Origin of the sequence: Weissella cibaria, assembly GCF_004521965.1 — a bacterium.
Lineage (GTDB): Bacteria > Bacillota > Bacilli > Lactobacillales > Lactobacillaceae > Weissella > Weissella cibaria_A.
Genome location: NZ_SDGK01000009.1, coordinates 18,896 through 41,332, shown reverse-complemented (window position 1 = coordinate 41,332; position 22,437 = coordinate 18,896). Strand labels below are relative to the sequence as shown.

The window sequence follows — 22,437 nt, the reverse complement described above, 5'->3', positions numbered from 1 at the left end:
TCAGACTATTAAAGGGGTGACAGCAATGAAAATTAATCAATTTGCGGTGGTCGACACACCGTTTGAGACACAATTAAAAGAACTCGCAACAATTGGCTTTTATGATGAACCAGTTCAAGTCGCGCACGCAAAAAATCCGACGGCGGTTTGGCGGGAGTTATTACGGATTGCTTTTCCAGAAGTGCAGGATGGTAGTGTGAAATTTCGCGATATTGCCATTAACAATCGAGAGGATTTAGCCGGCTTCTTAAATAGTGGTGCACCAGTAACGGAAGATGTATTTAACGCCGTTGCTTTGCAATTGTTAGGTTTTGTTGAGGATGTTGATTATACGTTCGATAACGTGGCTGAAGCAGTGGCGACCATTAATTTGCCACTCTATCATAAGACAGGACGTTGGGATGCGGATGACGTTTTGATGGCTTGGTACCAATTATTAGTGACGCATACACGTAATGGGCTGCAATTCATTGACGACCTAGCTAGTCGTGGGTATTTTATGAAGAATAATGTGCCACTGTTTTTCAATGGTAAAGCAATGGCGACGTTTGATACGCGCACATTAATCCGTGAAGTGGTGTACGTTGAGACGGACGTCGACACTGACGGCGATGGTGTCCGAGATTTGGTGCGCGCCGAAGTGATTCGACCGGATGCCAGTGTTAAAGTGCCAACGCTCTTTACCGCGTCGCCTTATTACCAAGGGCTAAATAATGAAGCGAACGATGCATTGGTTCACAATGTGGACGTTGCACTGTTACGCAAAACACCAAACATGTTGATGTACGAAGAAATTAAGTATGATCCTGAACAAGAAGCCTTGCCAGAAGCTCACGAAATTGCGGGTGAGGTGACTGAAACAACAGAATCGTTTACTGGTACATCGCATGTTGATTTAAACAATTATTTCCTGGCACGTGGGTTTGCTGTTGTCTATTCAGCTGGCGTCGGGACGCGTCATTCGGACGGAATGCAGGACACAGGATCACCAGAGCAGGTTGCTAGCATGCAGGCCGTGGTTGAGTGGTTAGCAGGTGACCGGTTGGCTTTCATCGACAAGCACAGTGGTCAAACCATTAAAGCAACCTGGGCGAATGGCAAAGTGGCGATGACAGGTAAGTCTTACTTGGGGACATTGGCGACCGCGGTGGCAACGACCGGGGTGCGTGGGTTAGAAACAGTGATTTCTGAAGCGGCTATCTCAGATTGGTATCAATACTACCGTGATAACGGTTTGGTCATTGCACCTGGTGGTTTCCCTGGTGAGGATATGGATGTCTTGGCGGAATTAGTGTATTCGCGCATGTTGGATAGTGCAGATTGGCACCGGACCAAGATGCAATGGCATGGCTTCCAGCATGCAACGGCTGATCATATGGACCGCGCCACTGGTGATTACAATACGTACTGGGATGCGCGTAATTACCTAAATAATGTGTCAAACATTCAGGCTGATATTGTGATGGTGCATGGTTTGAATGATTGGAATGTTAAACCACGCCAGGTATTCCGTTTATGGCAAAGCCTACAAAAATTGCCAGTGGTTAAGAAGCTGTATCTTCACCAAGGACAACATATTTACATTAACAATAACCGCTCGCTTGATTTTGCGGATCAAATGAATTTGTGGTTGAGTTATAAGCTCTACGGTATCCAAAATCAAGCAACTAGCCAATTACCAGATGTTACTTGGCAAGCAAATGATCAAGCCGAGACTTGGGAGACCGTGCATGAGTGGGGGGTGACGACGCCTTCAACATTGCCATTAGCTGCTGAAACAGCGACAGTTCAGTATGAAGACTGGCAAATCGCGGATGATTTTGCCGCGTACAAGCAGGATTTCAATGCTTGGCGTCAACAAATGTTGCAACGTGAGAATGATAAACTGGATGTGAATCGAGCAGTCTTTGTGCAACCTGCCTTTGAACAGGATGTGGTCATTGATGGTGAAGTGACATTGCAATTACGGATTAAGTCATCGGCAGATGTTGGCTTAGTGAGCGCCATGCTGGTTGATTATGGTGAAGCCCGTCGCCTAGCAGCGACACCACAACCACAGGGCGTACTGATTGATCGTGGTACTGGCTGGCAGCCGACCCCGTTGGTAGAATTTCAATTGGCGCAACCAACGACTGAAAAGATGATTAGTATCGGTCACATGAACCTTCAGAATCGGACTGCACCATGGCGTGTGGATGACCTTGTGCCGGAAGAATTCGTTGACGTGGCACTCACCCTGCAACCAACCCGTTATCGATTGCCGACTGGTCATCAGTTAGGGGCGATTGTTTATGGCACTGACTTTGAAATGACAGTGCGGGGTAACCAAGATATTCGTTACACAATCGATGTCGAACAAAGCCAGTTAATTGTGCCGTTCAAGGAGAACACACAAAAATAGGATTATTTTTCCGCGTCATTGCTACTTTATGCTACCATGATAACAATTGATTTTAGAATGAGGGGTGGCAGACGATGGTTCGCAAGCTAATCGGCATTGATTTGGATAAAACAACACTAAATGACGCAGGCAAGGTATCTGACCGAACACGTCGTACTTTACAAGCTGCGCAAAGCGAGGGTCACATCATTTCGATTGTGACGGGACGACCAGTACGTTTGTCGATGGACATCTATGACACGCTGGGATTGCAATCACCGATGATTAATTTTAACGGGTCATTGGGACACAAACCTTACCAACACTGGGATCATGAGTATTCATTTAATATTGATCGTGAAATTGCGTTTGATTTATTGGAAAATGCGCAAATGATGGGGATTGATACGGTGGTAGCCGAAAGCAAGAACGATGTATGGGCAAATGGTAATGGGCCGCAGCGTGGCACGGAAGACGCCATTTTCTTCCCACAGGACGAAACAGGCCGAAAAATGTTAGATCGCTTGAATCTACAGACGGATGTTAACGCCATTCTAATTCACGCTGAAAACGCTTTGCATCAATCACAAATTCAGCATTTCGTGACGGGCCGTTATGGTGCTGATCGGGTTAATGTCAAAACTTGGGGCGGTGAGTCACCGGTGCTTGAAGTGGCACCAGCCGGGGTTTCAAAAGACACTGGCTTGGATGTTTTGCGCAAAGCCTATGATATTAAGCGTGATGATATTTATGCGTTTGGCGACGAAATGAATGATTTTGAGATGATCGGCTATGCCACACATGGTGTTGTGATGAAGAACGGAAATCCAGAATTAAAGGCAATCGCGGATGATATGACGGACTATACCAATGAAGAAGATGGCCTGGCGCGTTACCTTGAAAGGTTACTAAAATTGTCCCTTTAAAAAACACTTAACAAATATGAAAGCACTGTGTCAGAGCAGTGCTTTTTTTGCGCAGTAAAAACGTGTAAAATAGACGTTAAACACATAATAAAAGGAGCGCTGTGATGGCGGAGTTACCAGAAGGATTTGAAGAAAAATACCGCCAACTATTAGGCGATGAGGCAGATGCGTTTATCGAATCATTTGATAAGCCTGTCGTAAAGGCATTTCGCCGGAACCCCTTGAAGGCTAACATGGACTTATATGACACTGAGTCCGATGGTAAAGTACCATGGGGAAAATGGGGCAACTATGGGGCGGTGAAAGGCCACTCTGTTGACCACACAACGGGTGTCATTTATTCACAAGAGCCGTCTGCACAGTTGGTTGGCGAATTAGCGCGGCCTAATCCTGGCGAGCGCGTGCTGGATTTGGCGGCTGCGCCAGGTGGTAAAACAACTCACTTGGCGTCGTTTATGGAGCAAAAGGGTTTGTTAGTGTCTAACGAAATCTTCCGTAAGCGAGCAGCAATTTTGAGTGAAAATGTCGAACGCTTTGGGGTACAAAACGCGATTGTGACGAATCATTCACCACAGGAATTGTCACCGAAGTTCCCACAATACTTCGATAAGATTGTGCTGGATGCGCCATGTTCAGGGGAGGGAATGTTCCGCAAAGACCCGGCTGCGATTAAGTACTGGCATGAACACTACCCAGAAGAGAATGCCACCCGTCAACGCGAAATTTTGGAAGAAGCAGTTAAGATGTTGAAGCCAGATGGCCAATTGGTCTACTCAACTTGCACGTTCGCCCCTGAAGAAGACGAGCGCATTATTGCTTGGCTTATTAGTGAACGTCCTGACTTAGAAATTGTCGATGCAGATAAATATGAAGGCATGGATGATGGTAAGCCAGAATGGGCTGACGGGAACCCTGATTTGAAGAAGACGGCCCGTTTGTTCCCACACCACTCAGATGGTGAGGGTCACTTCATGGCCAAGCTGGTTTCAAATCAAACTGAAGACGACTATGCTGCTAAGGAACCTAAGTTGGCGAAGTCGAACTTGACGAAGGATCAACGGACGCTTTGGCAAGATTTCCGAACTGATTTCTTACCAGGTTACGACCCAGCGTTGTTGCTTGCGTTTGGTGATCAAGTATACGCGGCCCCAGAAGGAACGCCTGATTTGACAGGCCTACAAGTGATGCGGGTTGGGGTCCACTTAGGAACGCTGAAAAAGAAGCGTTTCGAGCCAAGTTTGGCATTGGCGTTAGCATTGCACCCGGATCAATTCACTCGTCGCTACAAACTGATTGATGAAGAATGGGCCAAGTATGTTCACGGTGATACATTTATGATTCGCGACCGTGAGCAGTACAAAAATGGCTGGTACTTGCTAGAAATTGGTGGAAACGGTACCGGCTTTGGTAAGTTAGTTGATGGTCAAATGAAAAACTTCTATCCAAAGGGGTTACGTTTCCAAGTTCGCGAAGAGAAAAACGGATTGTCTGACGATATGTACTAAACCGCGTTATTCTTTGGTAAGATAGAGTTATTACAGCGTTGAAAGGAATGCATATGGCAAACGAGCAAATTACACGTGAAGAAGTTGAACACGTTGCCAACTTGGCAAAGTTGACTTTGACGGACGCAGAAGCTGACATGTTCACGGATCACTTAGAGAAAATTTTTGAAGTGGTCACAATATTGTCGGAAGTTGATACAGACGGTGTTGCACCAACGTATTCAGTTACTGAAATGCGGACAGTGTTGCGTGAAGATGTGGCTGTAAACGCCCACCAGTCAGCAGGGTTGTTGGCAAACGCACCAGAACACACGGATACCTTGATTAAGGTGCCAGCTATTCTTGATGAAGGAGCAGAGGGCTAATGGATTTCTTGCACACAGATTTGGAAACCTTGCACGAACAACTCGTGAACAAGGAAATCACAGCTGTTGAGTTGGCGGAAGCAACTTTGTCAAACATTGCGGCCACTGACGATACGTACGAAGCCTTTATCACAGTGATGAGGGATGAAGCTTTGGCAGAAGCTAAGGCAATTGATGAAGCCGGCATTGACCCAGACAACGTCATGTCAGGTATTCCATATGGTATCAAGGACAACTTGGTAACCAAGGGTGTCACAACAACTGCTGCTTCAAAGATTTTGCAAAACTTTAAGCCAATTTATGATGCAACGGTTATTGAAAAGTTGCGCGGTAACGGTGCTATTGGTGTTGGTAAGTTGAACATGGACGAATTTGCCATGGGTTCAACAAGCGAAACGTCATATTACCGCAAGACGAAGAACGCTTGGGACCAAACAAAGGTGCCTGGTGGTTCATCAGGTGGATCAGCTGTTGCTGTTGCAGCTGGTCAAGTGCCATTTGCATTGGGAACTGATACTGGTGGCTCAATTCGCCAACCAGCGGCCTTTAACGGTATCGTTGGTATGAAGCCGACTTACGGTCGTGCATCACGTTGGGGTGTTATTGCCTTTGCGTCATCATTGGACCAAGTTGGGGTATTCACCCGTACGGTTAAAGACAACGCCCGCGTTTTGGCAGCGATGGCTGGTCAAGATGAGAAGGATCAAACATCATCAGACATTGCGGTGCCTGACTTCACGGCGAACTTGACGGGCGACATCAAGGGTTTGAAGATTGCGGTGCCAACGGAATACTTCGGGGCCGGTATAAATCCCGATGTTAAGGCCACAATCAAGTCTGGTATTGCCAAGTTGCAAGAGCTCGGCGCAGAAGTAGAAGAAGTGTCTTTGCCACACACAAAGTATGGTGTGGCGGCTTACTACATTTTGGGTTCAGCTGAAGCATCATCAAACTTGCAACGTTTCGATGGTATTCGCTACGGCTTCCGTCCAGAAGGTGTGAAGAACTTGGATGATTTATATGTCCAAACACGTTCGCAAGGTTTCGGTGACGAAGTGAAGCGTCGTATCATGCTGGGGACGTACTCATTGTCAGCTGGTACTTACGACGCCTTCTTTAAGAAGGCCGCACAAGTACGTACGTTGATGAACGAAGACTTCCAAAATGTGTTTGCAAAGTACGATTTGATTATTGCACCAACGACGCCAAACGTTGCTTATAACTTTGGTGCCAATGAGGATGATCCTGAAGTCACTTACATGAATGACGTTTTGACAATCCCAGTTAACATGGCTGGTTTGCCGGGAATGTCAGTACCAGCTGGTTTTGTTAACGGTTTGCCAGTTGGCATGCAATTTATCGCAAACCGCTTCCAAGAAGAGACAATTTACCGTGCTGCCTACGCTTATGAGCAAGCAACACGTTTGTTCGAACAAGTACCGGGGGGTAACAAGTAATGGCTGTGCCGAATTTTGAAACGACGATTGGTCTTGAAGTCCACGTTGAGTTGAAAACAAACTCAAAGGCAATGTCACCATCACCTGTACAATATGGTGCTGAGCCTAACGCAAATACAAATGTCATTGATTGGGGTTACCCTGGTGTTTTGCCACAAGCGAATAAGGGTGCGTTGGAATATGGTATGATGGCCGCTTTGGCTTTGAATGCTGAGGTTACACGTGACTTGCACTGGGACCGTAAGAATTACTTCTATCCAGATAACCCCAAGGCGTACCAAATTACACAACAACAAGATCCAATCGGCCGTAATGGTTGGTTGGAAATCGAGTTTGAGGGTGAGAAGAAGCGTGTGGGTATCACTGAACTGCACGTTGAAGAAGATGCTGGTAAGAACACCCACGGGACGGATGGGTACTCATATGTTGACTTGAACCGTCAAGGCACACCATTGATCGAAATCGTTGGGGCCCCTGACATTTCATCACCAGACGAAGCCTACGCCTACCTTGAAGCTTTGCGTCAAGCCATCCAGTTTACGGGTATCTCAGACGTTAAGATGCAAGAAGGGTCAATGCGTGTCGACGCCAACATCTCAATTCGCCCAGTCGGTTCTAAGGAATACGGGACAAAGGTCGAATTGAAGAATTTGAACTCATTCAACTATGTGCGTAAGGCATTGGCGTTTGAAGAAGATCGTCATGCTAAGATTTACATGGCTGGTGGCACAATTAAGCAACAAACACGTCGCTTTGATGAAGCAACCGGGGAGACGGTTTTGATGCGTGAGAAGGAAACGGCCGATGATTACCGTTACTTCCCAGAGCCAGATTTGACACCAGTTCATGTGACGGACGAATGGGTTGAAGAAGTCCGTTCGAAGTTACCAGAATCTGCAACGGAACGTAAGGCATGCTATGTTGATAAACTTGGTTTGGAAGTCTATGATTCAGAAGTTTTGACGCAAACGTTGGCGATGGCGAACTTTTTCGATTTAACTGTTGCAGAAGGGGCCGATCCAAAGCGTTCAGCTAACTACTTGATGGGTGATGTTAACGCGTACTTGAATGAGAAGCAAGTTGATTTAGAAGAGACTGCTTTGACGCCAGCACACTTGGCCGGCATGATTAAGTTGATTGATGACGGTACGATTTCAACGAAGATGGCTAAGAAGGTCTTTGCAGCCATTACGCAAGGTGAAGACCCTGTCGAATATGTTGAGACCAATGGTTTGAAGCAGTTGTCTGATCCGGCTGTTTTGACGCCAATTATTGACGGTATTTTGGATGACAATGAGCAATCAATTATTGACTTCCACAATGGTAAGGACCGTGCGGTTGGCTTCTTGGTTGGTAAGATCATGAAGGAAACTAAGGGTAACGCAAATCCAAATGTTGTTAACGAATTGTTGATGGCTGGGTTGCAAGCTCGTAAGCCTGAATAAATAGCGTAAACAACAAAGCTGATGTAAAGCTAACTTTAGGCTCGGTATAGGAAACTATACCGAGCAGTACATATAATTATTTCTAAGAGGAGAAACACAGCTATGAAGCGTGCACGTATCATTTATAACCCAACCTCTGGGCGTGAGGCGATTCGTCGTGATTTGGTTGATATTTTAAATGTTTATGAACAAGCTGGTTACGAAACCAGTGCGTTTGCCACAACGCCGGAGCCTAATTCGGCGTTAAATGAGGCGCGTCGAGCTGCGGAAGATGGGTTTGATTTGCTGATTGCGGCCGGTGGTGACGGTACAATCAATGAAGTTGTTAACGGCATTGCGCCATTGGATAACCGACCAATGTTAGCAATTATCCCGGCTGGTACAACCAATGACTATGCACGTGCTTTGCGCATTCCACGTGAGGATCCGCTGGCCGCTGCTAAGGTCATCCTAAAGGGTATGGCTGCTAAGATGGATGTTGGACGTGCAAATGATACGTATTTCATTAACATTGCAGCTGGCGGCTCATTGTCTGAATTGACGTATTCGGTACCATCAAGGCTCAAGTCAATGTATGGGTACCTCGCCTATGTTGTGAAGGGTGCTGAAATGTTGACCCGTGTGGCACCAATGAATCTGCGCGTTAAGTATGATGATGGTGAATTTGAGGGCACCTCATCAATGTTTTTCCTAGCCTTAACTAATTCAGTCGGCGGCTTTGAACAAATTGTGCCAGATGCTAAGTTGGACGATGGTAAGTTTACGTTGTTGGTGGTTAAGACAACGAAGTTCGCTGAGATCCTGGGTTTAATTTCAGAAGTGCTAACTGGCAAGCACGTCGATGATCCAAACTTGCTGTATGTAAAATCAGAAACTGTTGAAATTACACCATTAGATGAAAATGCCAAGATTATGATTAACTTGGATGGTGAGTACGGTGGGGATGCACCGGTCGTCTTTAAGAACTATCACGCACACATTGCATTGGTGGCCAATGTCGATGACATGCCAAGTGATAACTTGATTAAGGCCCCAATTTTATTGAATGAACACAAGTAAAAAAGAGCCTGCCATTTTGGTAGGTTTTTTTGTGAGGAATGGATATGTTTGGAAAGCAGAAAACGCCCGTTGCACAGCTGGCGAATACAAAGCACGCTTTCTATCAACAATTAGCCCACCATACTAAGTGAGCATGGGATATGGCAATTGCATTGGCGCAATTAGATGTCCTGCCAACTGATGCCACGTAGCGACATAGTTTGCATATTGATGTGTCACAACCAGATGTACGTCGCAGTGAGGTACTGACACCAGTGTCGTTTTATATTGACCCTGAAGCGATGCGACCCGCGTTTATGGCGAAACACGATGAGAAAGCCTCGATTGTAGCGGAATATCTTGAGTCGTTGATACTTAGCCCAGATTTAACGACGCGTGACCGTGATTTGGTGGCAACGCTTTGTGATATGCAGCAGAATCAGTCACAGGATTTAATCTTGAAAACATTGTTAAGTCATAATGTCTTCACACGACGTGGTATAAACTGATGGCGAGGCATGGTTTCATCGCACGCAAATAGTTGTTTTTTCACGAATTTAGACTATTATAAAGGTACAGCGTAATCTTAGACGTCGTCCTGCACCAGGGGCGGCGTTTTTTACGGAGGATATAAAAAGCCACCCGTTTACGTTTAGGCCTAAAGTCTAAGCGGGTGCTTTTGTAATGCGTTACTTTGACGTCAAACCATCATAGATTGTTTGTGCGTTGTGGTTCAACAAATCGTAGTACGTTGGGACAACGCCAGACTTCTTAGAAACAGAGTCCGTCCACAATTCACCAGCAATGTGTGAGTTGATTTGTGAGATAACTGTTTGCATTGGCTTGTCTGATTCACCTTGCTCAACGAAGGTTGCGCGAACCTTTTCGCCTTGCAAAGCTTCAACCAACGTGCGGATTTGTGAAGGGGTACCGTTTGATTCTGTATCGATTTCCCAGATGAAGTATGGCTTCAAACCAAAGTCGCGGGCGAAGTAGGCCATTGCACCTTCTTGTGTAACCAACTTCTTATTGTCAGCAGGCAAAACGGCAAACTTAGCGTGCCACCTGTCATACAACTTTTGCAACTTTGCTTCATAAGCTGTTGCGCGCTTAGCATAATAAGCCTTGTGGGCAGGATCCTTCTTTTCAAGGACCTTAGCAATGTTAGCGGCGTAAGTCTTACCTTCTAGCACACCATTCCAAGCGTGAGGATTATCTTGACCAGCCACGCCAGCTGTTGTTAACTTAATTGTCTTAATGCCGTCCGTCACGTTGAAGATTTCCTTACCAACATGCTTATCGGTGGTATTCATCAACTTATCAAACCAACCAGAACCACCCTTTTCTAAGTTCAGGCCATTTGAGAAAACAATAGCTGCATCTTGCGTACGCTTCACATCGGTTGGAGTAGGGTCATAATCGTGTTGGTCAGCACCGATAGCAGTAATCGTGTGGGCGTTAACGTACTTACCACCAACTTCTTCAGAAATTTGATTAATAATTGAGAATGATGAGACAACGTTCAAACGGCCATCAGCTGCGCGACCATCTGACTGATCGTTGCGGTGCATCAAACCAAATGCAACAGCAACGACTACAACAAGGGCAACAATAATCCCAATAATGCGCTTCATAAAACTAAACTCCTAATTGTAAAAAAAGACTAGGTGCGGCGATTTTGCAATCGCAAACCTGTATGAGCAATAAACGATAAAATAAAAATAACCGCACCAGTTACAACGATGGCTGGACCAGATGGCCAGTCGAACGTGTAACTGAGAAACAAACCAATAAAAGCACTCAACACACCAAATGTCGCAGATAACCAAATCATCGGTTGGAACCGCTTAACTAATAATCGGGCGCTTGCCGCGGGTGTGATGAGCAGGGCCGTTACCAAAATGACCCCGACGGCGCGTAATGCCACAATGATAACCAATGTAATCATGACGACTAATAGGTTTCGGAATAGATTTGCTCGAATACCTTGCGCTTGGGCGTATGATCGATCAAAAGTCGTGAGGTACAGCTCACGGTAAAAAATGGCGACAACTAAGATAACGATTAAGCCAATCACAAGGCTTGAAATGAGGTCACCACCAGAAACAGCGAGAATATTTCCGAATAAAATATCAGTCAACTTAGTGGTTGAGTGACCCGCCGTCATAATAATTGTGCCTAATGCAAAGAAGCTACTAAATGTGAGGCCTATCGCCGCATCAGTCTTTAACGGCGTATGTTCCGCGATGAAGTTAATGATGAGGGCGGCTAGCAAACCAAACACACCAGCGCCCCAGTAGTAGGGGATGCTGAGTAGGGCGGCAATTGCGATACCTGGCAAAACCGCGTGTGACATGGCATCGCCGATAAGCGCCGTACCTTGCAAAATACTAAATGCGCCAATTACGCCGGAAATTAGGCCAATGATCACACCAGCGAGCAAAGCATTTTGCAAAAAAGTGTATTGTCCGAAAGCATGGAAAAAATTTAAAAGTGCTGCCATTTTAACCTCCTTGAACAATGTGATTGTGACGATCTATGATGATTAAATGATCACCGTAGGCTTGTGACAAACTGGTTGCGTCCATTACTTGATCAGGCGTACCCTGATTTAGAACGCCATGGTTGAGTAGGACAACTGAGTCAAAATAGTTGGTGACCTTACTCAAATCATGGTGCACAATAATAATTGTCTTACCGGCATCGCGAAGTTCGCGCAAGGCATCCATAATTTGGGCTTCAGAGGCCACGTCGATACCGACAAACGGCTCATCGAGCAAGTAAACGTCGGCATCTTGCACTAATGCTCGAGCAACTAGTGCGCGTTGGCGTTGGCCACCTGACAGTTCATTCAAAGAACGATTTGCCAAATGGGCAATGTCCATGCGTTCGAGTGCCTGTTGTGCCAGTGCTTCTTCAGCTTTACCGACACTATGCCAACGTGATATTTGGGATAAAACCCCCATCATTACTAAATCGAAGACGTTGACTGGGAAGTCTAAATCCAAATCGCTACGTTGTGGTACATAAGCAAACTTGTCGCGACGAAGACGATTGGTAACTGGCAGGGCGTTTAATGTGATGTCACCAGCACTTGGCTGAATAATGCCTAGGATTGATTTAATTAATGTTGATTTACCGGCCCCATTTGGACCAATAATCCCAATCAATTCCTTATCGTTAAATGAAATGGATAAATCTGTAAAAATCGGGCCATATTCGTACCCGACAGTCAGGTTTGAGATGGTTAACATATGCAAATCCCTTCATATATACTTACTTTTCAAAAGTAAAAAAGAATGACGCTTAACAATCTACCAGTTTTTGTCCGGGTTGACAAACGAAAAAGTTAATATTTTATATATGAAAAAACCGTCATGTTTAATATAACCGAACAATACAATTGAAATTGGTTAATTAGCTGGTAAATGATAAGTCCAAGCGTTCCGATACTGACTATCTATGGTAAAATTAACCGTTAGAAAAACAGTTTTGTTGGCCATATTATATCGAATGCCAACACGGAACGAGTGAATGGTCACTCGATCACGACTTCTTCATTATTATAAGGACAGGTAAATCATGGGTGCGGCTGAAACTTATCGACAAATTACATCAAAAATGGGTGGTGCTTGGCGAGTAAGACCTGATGAACACGGTAATCGTGTCGGCATGTTGAAAGAAATTTTGCGGTGGATGGGTAATCCTGAGCGACAATTAAAAGTTATTCACATCGTCGGTACCAATGGTAAAGGTTCAACCGGGGTGATGCTGGCTAGTATTTTAGAGACGGCTGGTTACCAAGTTGGGCACTTTTCGACGCCGGCAATTCTGAATGATCGCGAAGTGATTACGACGAATGGTGAGATGATTACTGAAGAAGCCTTCATTAAAAGTTATCAACATGTTTTAGAAGAGATTAAAGCGCACGGTGGTGATGAGGATACGTTGACCAAGTTTGAATGGTGGACATTGATTGCGTTGGAGCACTTTGCCCGCACTGAAATGGGTTTTGTGATTTTAGAGGCCGGTGTGGGTGGCTTACGCGATGCCACTAATGTAGTTGATACCCCATTGGTTGTTGCATTTACGAAGATTTCATACGATCACATCGGTTTGCTGGGAAATGATCTACTTGAAATCGCGGCTGATAAAGCAGGTGCGATTAAAGCAGGTGCAACCATCGTGAATTATCCTGGTCAGGATATCGAAGTGTATCGCTTGTTGAAAGAAAAAGCGATTGCTGTTGGTGCGAAATGGAACACGCACCCTAAGCCGGCAATTACGATTGTTAAGTCATCGCCACGCGGTTTGGAGTTGAATGCCGATCAATTTGAAGGGCTGAAGCTGTCACTAACTGGTGCCTATCAGGCTAATAATTTGAGCACAGTTTTGCAGATTGTGACGGTTTTAAAGGAACGCGGTTATACGATTGAAGATGTAGCAGTTGCTGAAGCTTTAGCGCACGTCAAAATTACAGGCCGGATGGAATTTGATAAAAAGCGCAATATTTTGTTCGACGGGGCCCACAACCCAGATGGCATTATCAGTTTGGTGGCAGCCATTCGCTCTTGGCATTTACCATTTAAGCCAGTTGTGGTCTTAGGGTTATTGCAAGGTAAGCAATACCACGACATGCTAGAGGAATTGTTACCACACGTTGATACAGTAATTGCGGTGACGCCGGATTCAGATCGTGCGATGTCTGCGGACGAACTGGCAGCTAAGATTGTGATGATGAGCAACGTCGATGTGGAAATCGCGGATGACCCGAGTGCAGCGATTACTTTGGCTCGTCGGGTGCGTGAATCATCAGAGGCGTTGATTGTTGTCACGGGGTCATTTTATACCTTGCGTGCTATCGAAACGGAGGAGATGTAATGCTGACACGACTCGTAATTGCGTCGAATAACTCACATAAAACAGCTGAAATGGTAGAATACTTGCAAACATTAGGGGTAACAGCAATTAATTATCGTGAGTTACATGATCAGATTGCTTTTCCAGCAGAAACCACTGATAACATGGCGGAAAATGCGCAAGTTAAGGCGACAACCATTCATGCGTTGTTACCGGATGAATACATTTTGGCGGACGATTCAGCGATGTTTGTCCCAGCCATTCCGGATCATTTTGGTGTCACAACCATGCGCGAATTCCAAGCCCATCAGCTACGTGAGGATGCGGAAATTAATGCTTATGTGTTGGCACAATTACCAGACGGAGCGGATCGTACGGCGTATTTACAAGCGGATTTTGTCGTGATTACACCAATCGGCCAGCACTATTTTAGCCAGGCGCGTGGTGGCGTCACGTTAGCAACGGCGCCACGTGGTGGTCGCAATGGACTCGACGAACTCATGGTTACGGAAACCGGTCAGACATTGGCTGAAATTGACATGCCGGATCGTGTCAATTACGCTCACCGGGGTCGTGCTGCCATTGATATGTTGGCGCAATTGCGGTCAGCTGGTGAATTGGCAAATTAATAACAAGTAGATATAGGAGAGTTAAATGATGGCACTCACAGCACAACAAATTACAGAAATTTTGGCTGATCAGGACTTATTGATCAGCACGCCAGAATTCAAAGGTGAGATCAAGCATTTAGCTTATAATTCAAATGATGTAGAATCTGAAACGTTGTTGTTTATTAAAGGACGTTTCAAGGCTGAATATTTAACAGGCGCGATTGCAAAAGGGGTTAGGGCCATTGTTGCACCTACGTCGTTCACGCTCGACACTGGATTGCCAACTTGGGTGGTTGATGACGTGCCAGCAGCGATGAGTGTTTTGAGTATGGCCTTCTATGATTATCCACAAAATAAATTGGCGTTGATTGGTATCACGGGTACCAAAGGCAAGACGTCGGCCACTTATATGGCATATGAAATGCTCCGGGTGGCCACTGACCACAAGGTAGCTTTGTCATCGACGTTACAAGTTATCACAGGCGCCGACCCGAAGTTCCATTATCGCGCGCATTTGACGACACCAGAGTCATTGGATTTGTTCCGTTGGATGGCGGAAGCTGTCACAAATGGGATGACGCATATGGTGATGGAAGTCTCATCGCAGGCCTACAAGATGGAACGGGTGTATGGCCTGCACTTTAACGTTGGCATTTTCTTGAACATCAGTCCCGATCATGTCGGGGAAAATGAGCACCCAACGTTTGAAGATTATTTGGAACACAAAATGATGCTGTTTGATCACTCAGAGCAGGTCATTCTGAACGCTGATTCAGATCATTTCAGTGAGTTAATTGAGCATGCGGAGTTAGCGGTACCGCGTGATGGAATTTGGTTATATGGCCGTGAGGATGAAGATTCACCCAAGGCAGATGTCTATTACGATACTGTCGCAGCAGACTTGCAGGGTAGCACCTTCGCTGTACGTGAAGTTGGTCAGCAAGCTGCACGCCTTGGCATTGCAGGTGACTATCATCTGGATATGCCGGGTGACTTTAACCAAGGAAATGCTGTGGCTGTTATGATTGCGACGCGACTCGTTGGTGCTGACACAGAGGCAATGCATGAAGGACTCGAAGTTGTTAAAATTCCTGGTCGTATGCAAGTATTAACGACCCAAAACCACGGTACAATTTACGTTGACTATGCACACAACTATGCCTCAATCGCGGCTTTGCTTAATTTTGTCCGCACGAATGAGACCGTCGAAAAGTTAACGATTGTGGTTGGTGCACCTGGAAACAAGGGTGTTTCGCGTCGACCAGGCATTGGGCAAGCGGTCAGTGAGGCTGCAGATGTTGTTTACTTAACGAGTGATGATCCACAATTCGAGGACCCAAATGCCATTGCTGATGAAATCCAAACGGCAATTACCAATGATCACGTGGTGATTAACCGTGAAATGGACCGCACGATTGCGATTACTGAGGCCATTAAGGCAGCTGGGCCCAATGATGTTGTCGTTTTGGCAGCGAAGGGATTGGATGAGTATCAAAAGATTGGCGGTGTTGATACACCGTATGAAAACGACTGGGCAGTTGCCCAACGCGTCGTTTCCGAATTGGAAGCCTAGTTTTTGACGCGAATTTTTGCTATAATAAACAGAATTGCCGTTGTTACGGCGATTTTTTGTGTTACTAATAATAAATAAATGCATTAAATGTGCAGAGAATTAAAAGGGGATAGTGCCATGGCTAAGGAACCTGCAGAAAATACGTCAGAGTTCGACTTGGGCGACTTCGTTGAAGGTAAGAAGTTCGCTAACTTCGAACACGACTTTAAGGGTATCGTGGAAAAGATTTACGAGCACTCGTTGTTGGTCTTGATTACGGAGAACGACCCAGAAGATACGGCAACGGTTAACGAATATAATCACCGTGCTGTCGTTCGCATGTCAGAAACTAAGATTTTGGTAAAGACTGACAACCCTGCGCCACGTAAGAGTGACGAAGAGGAAGAGAACGAAGAAGAAATTCCAGAAGACATCAAGTTGGAAGACGATGATGCCGAGGAAGAGGACGAAGAAGAGGAATAACAATGGACTACAAGAATCAAGTGGCCCAAGCCGTTGCAGCGGTTGTGCCAGAACTAGATGAAGCGACAATTTTGTCAAAGATTGAAGTGCCAAAGGATTCAACGATGGGTGATTTCGCCTTTCCAACTTTTTTGTTGGCTAAGGAACGTCATATGGCGCCTAACCAAATTGCTGCGACAGTAGTGGAAGCAATTGACGCAACTAATTTCAAGGCTGTTCAAGCTGCAGGCCCATATGTTAACTTCTTCTTGAACCAATTGACATTTGGAACCGATGTTTTGCAAAGTGTTTTGATAAACCAAGACTTTGGTCACAACACGGATGGTGAAGCAGGTCATGTGACAATTGATATGTCATCACCTAACATTGCTAAGCCAATGTCAATGGGTCACTTGCGTTCAACGGTTATTGGAAATTCATTGGCTGAAATTTCAAAGGCCAATGGTTACCAACCAATTAAGATTAACCACTTGGGTGACTGGGGAACACAATTTGGTAAGTTGATGTCAGCTTACAAGCGTTGGGGTTCAGAGGACGAAGTTAAGGCTGATCCAATCAACACGCTGGTTAAGTACTATGTGCGTTTCCACGAAGAAGCTAAGGAAAATCCAGCCTTGGATGATGAAGGTCGTGCATGGTTTAAGAAGCTTGAAGATGGTGACGAGGAGGCACGTCAATTGTGGTCATGGTTCCGTGAAGAGTCATTGAAGGAATTCATGGAGCTTTATGAGACGTTGGACATCGAGTTTGATTCATTCAACGGTGAAGCTTTCTATAACGATAAGATGGATGGCGTTATTGGCACATTGAAGGAAAAGGGCTTGTTAATCGAATCACAAGGCGCTCAAGTGGTTGACTTGGAAAAGTACAACTTGAACGTTGCCATGATTCAACGTACTGACGGTGCCACATTGTACATGACACGTGATTTGGCGGCAGCTATTTTCCGTAAGAAGAACTATAACTTCGTTAAGTCATTGTACGTGGTTGGTGGCGAACAGCGTGAACACTTCATGCAATTGAAGGCCGTTTTGAAGGAAATGGGTTACGAGTGGTCAGATGATGTTGAACACATTCCATTTGGTTTGATTACGGTTGATGGTAAGAAGTTGTCAACGCGTTCAGGTCGTATCATCTTGTTGAAGGATGTGTTGAAGGACTCTGTTGATTTGGCTTTGCAACAAATCAATGAAAAGAACCCTACTTTGGGCAACAAGGAATTGGTTGCGCATGAAGTTGGAACGGGTGCCGTTGTATTCCACGACTTGATGAACGAGCGTATTGGAAACTTCGACTTTAAGTTGGAAGAAGTGGTTCGCTTCGAAGGTGATACTGGTCCATACGTACAATATGCGAACGCCCGTGCACAATCAATTTTGCGCAAGGCTGGTAACCCAGAGCTAGATATGTCTAACTTGGTTATCGATGATGAGAACGTTTGGGAAACTGAGAAGTTGTTGGCCGACTTTAGTGATGTTGTTCGTCGCGCATGGCGTGATCGCGAGCCATCAGTTATTGCCAAGTACGCATTGAACTTGTCTCGCACGTTCAACAAGTACTACGCAAACTCAAAGATTTTGGCAGAAGACGAGCAATTGAACGCCCGCTTGGCATTGGTAACAGCCGTGTCACAAGTTTTGACAGAATCACTACGTTTGTTGGGTGTTAAGGCACCTAAGGAAATGTAATTTAGAAATAATGATTAAAGCACTAACCGATATTTTAGTTAGTGCTTTTTATGTATTTATGAATAACACAAGGACAACAAAAAATTCTAATCATATTAGCAGATATGTGGTTTAATTAGGCTTAACTATAACGAAAAAGAGGCCATTGCAAATGATACGGATTGGGAAAAAGTATCTCGAGTCAATGACTGTCTTGTTAGCAGTTATATTCTTGATTATTTAGGTGTCAGCAGATTTATCACTGCCGACGGTTACCTCCGACACCATCAATAAGGGCATTGCAAAGAAAAACATTGGATATATTTGGTAAATGGGTGGGGTAATGTTGATTATTGCCATTCTTGGTTGGACGGGCGCCGTGTTGAATGTGTTTTTGGCCGCTATCCAAAGCCAGAAGTTAGGGTCGAAATTACGAAGTAGCTTGTTTAAAAAAGTGACCTATATGGATGCTAGCAATGTGTTAAAATTTGGGGATTTCACGCTGATTACGCGTACGACGAATGATGTGACGCAACTGCGGAATGTGTTTCAGACCGCAGTTGCGTATGACGTTGATGGCGCCGTTCCTATTCATTGGGGCCATGATTATGTCGTTGCACCTGAATGCGCGCCTAACCACGGTCTTCGCTTTTTCACTGCCAATCTTGGAAATCGCGGTCTTTGTGATTGTTAAAATTGCTCTACCGCGATTTAAGATCACGCAAACAAAGGTTGATCGAATTAATTTGGTATTCCAACAGGGATTGCCAGGGGTGCGTGTCATTTGGGCGTTTGGTCGTGATGCGTTTGAACGTGAAAAGTTTGCTACGGCTAACCGTGATTTAACCCACACGGCCCGAGTTGTCTTTACGACGTTTGCGATGATGATGTCGGTAATGACAATTATTTTGTCATTTACGAACGTAGGTATTGTGTGGTTAGGTGCCAAGCTAATTGGTGCTAACTTAATGCCAATGGGAAATTTGGCAGCCTTCTTGACGTATGCTACACAAATTCTGATGAGATTTATGCAGTTATCAATGGTGATTGTGATGGTGCCGCATGCGCAAGCCTCAGCCGATCGTATTAATGGGGTTTTGGATACTGAAGACACAATTGTGGATGTTGCCACACCACAAAAGTTGCCTGCAACGGCGCCTGAGTTGGCATTTGATCATGTCCTGTATTGCTTTCTGGGAGCTAATCCAGCACTGTTTGGTTTGACAGCAAAGGTTTCCTCTGGCCAAACCATGACGATTATTAGTGGCACGGGTTCTGGTAAGTCAACAATTCTGAATTTGATACCAAGGTTGCTTGATGTGACATCAGGTACCATTACGTTGAATGGCGTGGACGTTCGCCAGTTGTCTCAGACGGATTTACATTTTGCAATTTGGATTACCATTGGCAACGGATGATCAGATGTGGGAGGCCCTTCGGACTTCACAAGCGACTAACTTTATTGAAGCTAGTGATGGTTGTCCAACAAGACGACGCTAACTTTTCAGGGGGGCAGCGCCAACGACTCGCAATTGCGCGAACGCTTATCAAAGAGGCACAAGTGTATGTCTTTGATGATGCGTTTTCTGCTTTGGATTTTGAGACGGATAGCCGGGTGCGGGGGCAATCCATGATTCGCTACGTTTGCAACCGACTATTAAGATTATTGTTGCGCAACGAATTGCAACGGTCATGAATGCCGATGTAATTGTTGTGTTGGATAACGGTCAAATGGTTGGTGCTGGCCGACATGCAGAGCTTGCGCAACCGTGCCCCACCTATCAAATGGTTATGTGGAGTCAGCTGTCGGATGCAGATTTGAGGGAGGTGGGTGTCGATGCGTAGTTTTCAAAGTGGCGGTCGTGGCCGCGGTGCGGGCATGAACCAACCGGATGAAAAGCCGGTTCATCTCTGACAAATCACCGGCCGACTGTTTGCCTATCTCGGTAATTATCGGGCAGGCGTCATTATTTCGTTAGTTATCACGGCCGTTTCCGTGGTTTTATCAGTACGAACACCTAAAGTTTTAGGCGAAGCAACAACGTTCATTTTTGATAATGTCGACAAAGTCGATGCGTCAGCACACGGACTTGCATATTCAGATGGATAAAGTCGTATAAATTTTAATGCTTGTTTCGGCCATCTATCTAATTGCCGCGGCTTTCTCGGTGATCCAACAGTACAGCATGACACGGATTGCCCAGGGAGCGGTTTACCAGTTACGTAAGGATTTCGAGGAGAAAATGGCGCGCCAGCCAGTTTCTTATTATGATTCACATCAAAATGGGGATATCATGGCCCGCATGGTTAACGATATGGACAATATTCAAGGGACGTTGAATCAGTCGTTGATTCAATTGGTCAATTCTGTCATGTCAGTCATTGGTGGCATTAAAGTTGCCAGTGGTTCAGTTAGTTTAGGTGATGTGCAGGCTATATTGCAATACACAAATCAATATAGTCAGCCAATTACACAAATTACTAATTTAACAAATACAATTCAAGCAACAGCTGCATCAGCCGAACGTATCTTTCGGGTACTGGATGAACCGTAAATGACAGAATTAACACCGATTGCTCCAATTACCACTGATGACATCTTGACGTTTGAACACGTTGCCTTTAGTTATCAGTCTGACCAACCATCGATGACCGACTACAGTATGTCAGTTAAGCCGGTCAGATGATTGCGATTGTTGGTCCAACTGGAGCCGGTAAGTCAACAATGATTAACTTATTGGAACGCTTATATGACACAACCAGCGGGGCGATTCGGTTGTGTGGTGCTGATACGCGCGGTATGACACGTGAAGACTTGCGCCAGCATTTCGCAATGATGCTCCAAGAGACTTGACTCTTTGTGGGCAGCATTATGGACAATTTGCGTTATGGACGCCTTGAAGCTACGGACTATGAAGTCATCGCATCTGCGAAAATGGCCCATGCAGATGAATTTATTTGCACACTACCAGCGGGTACGACACAATCCTAAATCAAGATGCCATGGCTAAATTGTTGGCGGGTCGAACAAGTTTCGTAGTGACGCACTGCTTGTTAACGATTCCTTATGCGGACCAAATTTTGGTCATGGAAAAAGGAAATATTGTGGAACGTGGCCGTCATGACGAACTTTTGGCATCAGGTGGCAAGTATGCGAAACTGTGTTACTCGCAATTTACGAAAGTCGGTTAACACCTAAAACACTAATCAACAGCGATGGAGATTAGCGTTTTTTATTGTCAAAAATTAAGTTTTCTTCTGGTTTTTCAAGTGAGTCATTGAAGTGTGTTATCAAACAATATTAGGCAGCAACGGACAAATTGGTTACGAATTGGCCAATGAGTTGTATCAAAATTATACAAAGGAAATCCGGTTGGTTTGGTGGCCAATTCCGTATGATGTGATACCATTGACAGTGTTTCAAAATAAAGCAACTATGAATCGTATGCGGGCCAAACAATTAGAAATTTTGGTTCGGTATCAGTTTGACAATGTGTTTATTACCGATAAATTTATGCAACGGGTTCCTGATTTCCACGTGCCAAGTTTTACCACAGGTTTTCAGACAATCTTGCATTAAACGCCGGTCTGTGTTGATTGCACAGACTTTTTGCTTGGTGTAGTTTAAGGCAAATAGTTCAAAAGCCTGTATAATAAAACTATATATGCAAAAAAGAGGACTAAAAACCATGGCTTTAAAAAAGCAAGAACGACAAGCGTTAATTTTAGATATTTTGGCGCGTGAGGTCGTTGATTCACAAGAAGGGCTAATGCATCATCTGCAAAATGCTGGTATTGATGTAACACAAGCAACTGTTTCACGAGATATTAAAGAAATGCGCATTGTGCGGCGGGCTGACGCCACTGGACGGCCACACTATCAAGTAATGTCAGACGCGCCGGTTGTGGACACCGCCCATGTTCAGGAGGTGTTTGCCGAAACGGCGGTCTCAATTACTCGCGTTGAATTCATGACAATTGTCAAGACGACGCAGGGGAATGGTAATCGACTAGCCGCGATTATTGATGACGCGAACATTCCCGAAGTCGTTGCGACATTAGCGGGTCACAACACGATTTACGTGACGAGCCCGTCAGTCGCAGCTGCCAAAAAATTAGCAGCAGATTTTGATAATTGGATGCAATAA

The 22,437-nt window shown here is 45.1% G+C and carries 18 protein-coding genes and 2 pseudogenes; 17 read left to right on the top strand and 3 right to left on the bottom strand.

Annotation, left to right across the window (positions count from 1 at the left end; genetic code table 11):
- The first annotated feature begins 25 nt into the window (after positions 1-25).
- From EST42_RS01245 to EST42_RS01210, 8 genes are all read left to right on the top strand, one after another.
- Entirely contained in the window at positions 26-2,401 is a 2,376-nt protein-coding gene (locus tag EST42_RS01245; protein ID WP_134643869.1) for a Xaa-Pro dipeptidyl-peptidase, read from the top strand.
- A 74-nt stretch (positions 2,402-2,475) separates the two neighbouring features.
- Positions 2,476-3,306: a Cof-type HAD-IIB family hydrolase gene (locus EST42_RS01240; protein WP_134643868.1), complete on the top strand. Its 831-nt coding sequence runs from the start codon at positions 2,476-2,478 to the stop codon at positions 3,304-3,306.
- Positions 3,307-3,410: 104 nt separating this feature from the next.
- Positions 3,411-4,811, top strand: coding sequence for an RsmF rRNA methyltransferase first C-terminal domain-containing protein (locus EST42_RS01235; RefSeq protein WP_134643867.1), 1,401 nt, complete (start codon positions 3,411-3,413; stop codon positions 4,809-4,811).
- Positions 4,812-4,864: 53 nt separating this feature from the next.
- Positions 4,865-5,176: an Asp-tRNA(Asn)/Glu-tRNA(Gln) amidotransferase subunit GatC gene (gatC, locus tag EST42_RS01230; RefSeq protein ID WP_134643866.1), complete on the top strand. Its 312-nt coding sequence runs from the start codon at positions 4,865-4,867 to the stop codon at positions 5,174-5,176.
- Entirely contained in the window at positions 5,176-6,633 is a 1,458-nt protein-coding gene (gatA, locus tag EST42_RS01225) for an Asp-tRNA(Asn)/Glu-tRNA(Gln) amidotransferase subunit GatA (protein ID WP_134643865.1), read from the top strand. Before gatC ends, gatA begins: the two co-directional genes overlap by 1 nt.
- The gene (gatB, locus tag EST42_RS01220; protein WP_134643864.1) at positions 6,633-8,078 is read left to right on the top strand and encodes an Asp-tRNA(Asn)/Glu-tRNA(Gln) amidotransferase subunit GatB; all 1,446 of its coding nucleotides are present in this window, start codon (positions 6,633-6,635) and stop codon (positions 8,076-8,078) included. Before gatA ends, gatB begins: the two co-directional genes overlap by 1 nt.
- Before the next feature lie 102 nt (positions 8,079-8,180).
- Entirely contained in the window at positions 8,181-9,137 is a 957-nt protein-coding gene (locus EST42_RS01215; RefSeq protein WP_134643863.1) for a diacylglycerol kinase, read from the top strand.
- A gap of 200 nt (positions 9,138-9,337) precedes the next feature.
- Complete coding sequence (locus EST42_RS01210) at positions 9,338-9,625, top strand: hypothetical protein (protein WP_134643862.1); 288 nt, start codon at positions 9,338-9,340, stop codon at positions 9,623-9,625.
- 180 nt (positions 9,626-9,805) lie between these two features.
- Here the strand turns inward: EST42_RS01210 and EST42_RS01205 are convergent, their stop codons facing one another.
- Genes EST42_RS01205 through EST42_RS01195 form a run of 3 tightly spaced genes read right to left on the bottom strand, consistent with a single transcriptional unit; the run spans position 9,806 to position 12,370 of the window.
- Entirely contained in the window at positions 9,806-10,750 is a 945-nt protein-coding gene (locus EST42_RS01205; protein ID WP_134643861.1) for a metal ABC transporter solute-binding protein, Zn/Mn family, read from the bottom strand.
- 29 nt (positions 10,751-10,779) lie between these two features.
- Positions 10,780-11,619 carry a metal ABC transporter permease gene (locus EST42_RS01200; RefSeq protein ID WP_134643860.1) on the bottom strand — a complete coding sequence of 280 codons (840 nt, stop codon included), beginning with the start codon at positions 11,617-11,619 and terminating at the stop codon, positions 10,780-10,782.
- 1 nt (position 11,620) lies between these two features.
- On the bottom strand, positions 11,621-12,370 hold the full coding sequence (locus EST42_RS01195; RefSeq protein WP_134643859.1) for a metal ABC transporter ATP-binding protein: 750 nt from the start codon (positions 12,368-12,370) through the stop codon (positions 11,621-11,623).
- 328 nt (positions 12,371-12,698) lie between these two features.
- Between EST42_RS01195 and EST42_RS01190 the strand changes: the two genes are divergently transcribed.
- The 9 genes and pseudogenes from EST42_RS01190 to EST42_RS01150 all read left to right on the top strand — a co-directional run bounded on the left by EST42_RS01190 (position 12,699) and on the right by EST42_RS01150 (position 22,437).
- Complete coding sequence (locus EST42_RS01190; protein ID WP_134643858.1) at positions 12,699-13,997, top strand: bifunctional folylpolyglutamate synthase/dihydrofolate synthase; 1,299 nt, start codon at positions 12,699-12,701, stop codon at positions 13,995-13,997.
- Positions 13,997-14,605, top strand: a complete 609-nt coding sequence (locus EST42_RS01185; protein ID WP_134643857.1) for a non-canonical purine NTP pyrophosphatase — start codon at positions 13,997-13,999, stop codon at positions 14,603-14,605. Before EST42_RS01190 ends, EST42_RS01185 begins: the two co-directional genes overlap by 1 nt.
- A 28-nt stretch (positions 14,606-14,633) precedes the next feature.
- The gene (gene murE / locus EST42_RS01180) at positions 14,634-16,160 is read left to right on the top strand and encodes a UDP-N-acetylmuramyl-tripeptide synthetase (protein ID WP_134643882.1); all 1,527 of its coding nucleotides are present in this window, start codon (positions 14,634-14,636) and stop codon (positions 16,158-16,160) included.
- Between the two features lie 117 nt (positions 16,161-16,277).
- Positions 16,278-16,622 (top strand): hypothetical protein, encoded by a 345-nt coding sequence (locus EST42_RS01175; RefSeq protein ID WP_134643856.1) that lies wholly within the window; start codon positions 16,278-16,280, stop codon positions 16,620-16,622.
- A 2-nt stretch (positions 16,623-16,624) separates the two neighbouring features.
- Positions 16,625-18,310 (top strand): arginine--tRNA ligase, encoded by a 1,686-nt coding sequence (gene argS, locus EST42_RS01170; protein WP_134643855.1) that lies wholly within the window; start codon positions 16,625-16,627, stop codon positions 18,308-18,310.
- 151 nt (positions 18,311-18,461) lie between these two features.
- A pseudogene (locus EST42_RS01165) lies at positions 18,462-20,134 on the top strand (ABC transporter ATP-binding protein).
- Between the two features lie 73 nt (positions 20,135-20,207).
- Positions 20,208-21,481: pseudogene (locus EST42_RS01160) on the top strand (ABC transporter ATP-binding protein).
- A gap of 91 nt (positions 21,482-21,572) precedes the next feature.
- On the top strand, positions 21,573-21,869 hold the full coding sequence (locus EST42_RS01155; protein ID WP_134643854.1) for a hypothetical protein: 297 nt from the start codon (positions 21,573-21,575) through the stop codon (positions 21,867-21,869).
- A 109-nt stretch (positions 21,870-21,978) separates the two neighbouring features.
- Positions 21,979-22,437, top strand: coding sequence for an arginine repressor (locus tag EST42_RS01150; RefSeq protein WP_134643853.1), 459 nt, complete (start codon positions 21,979-21,981; stop codon positions 22,435-22,437).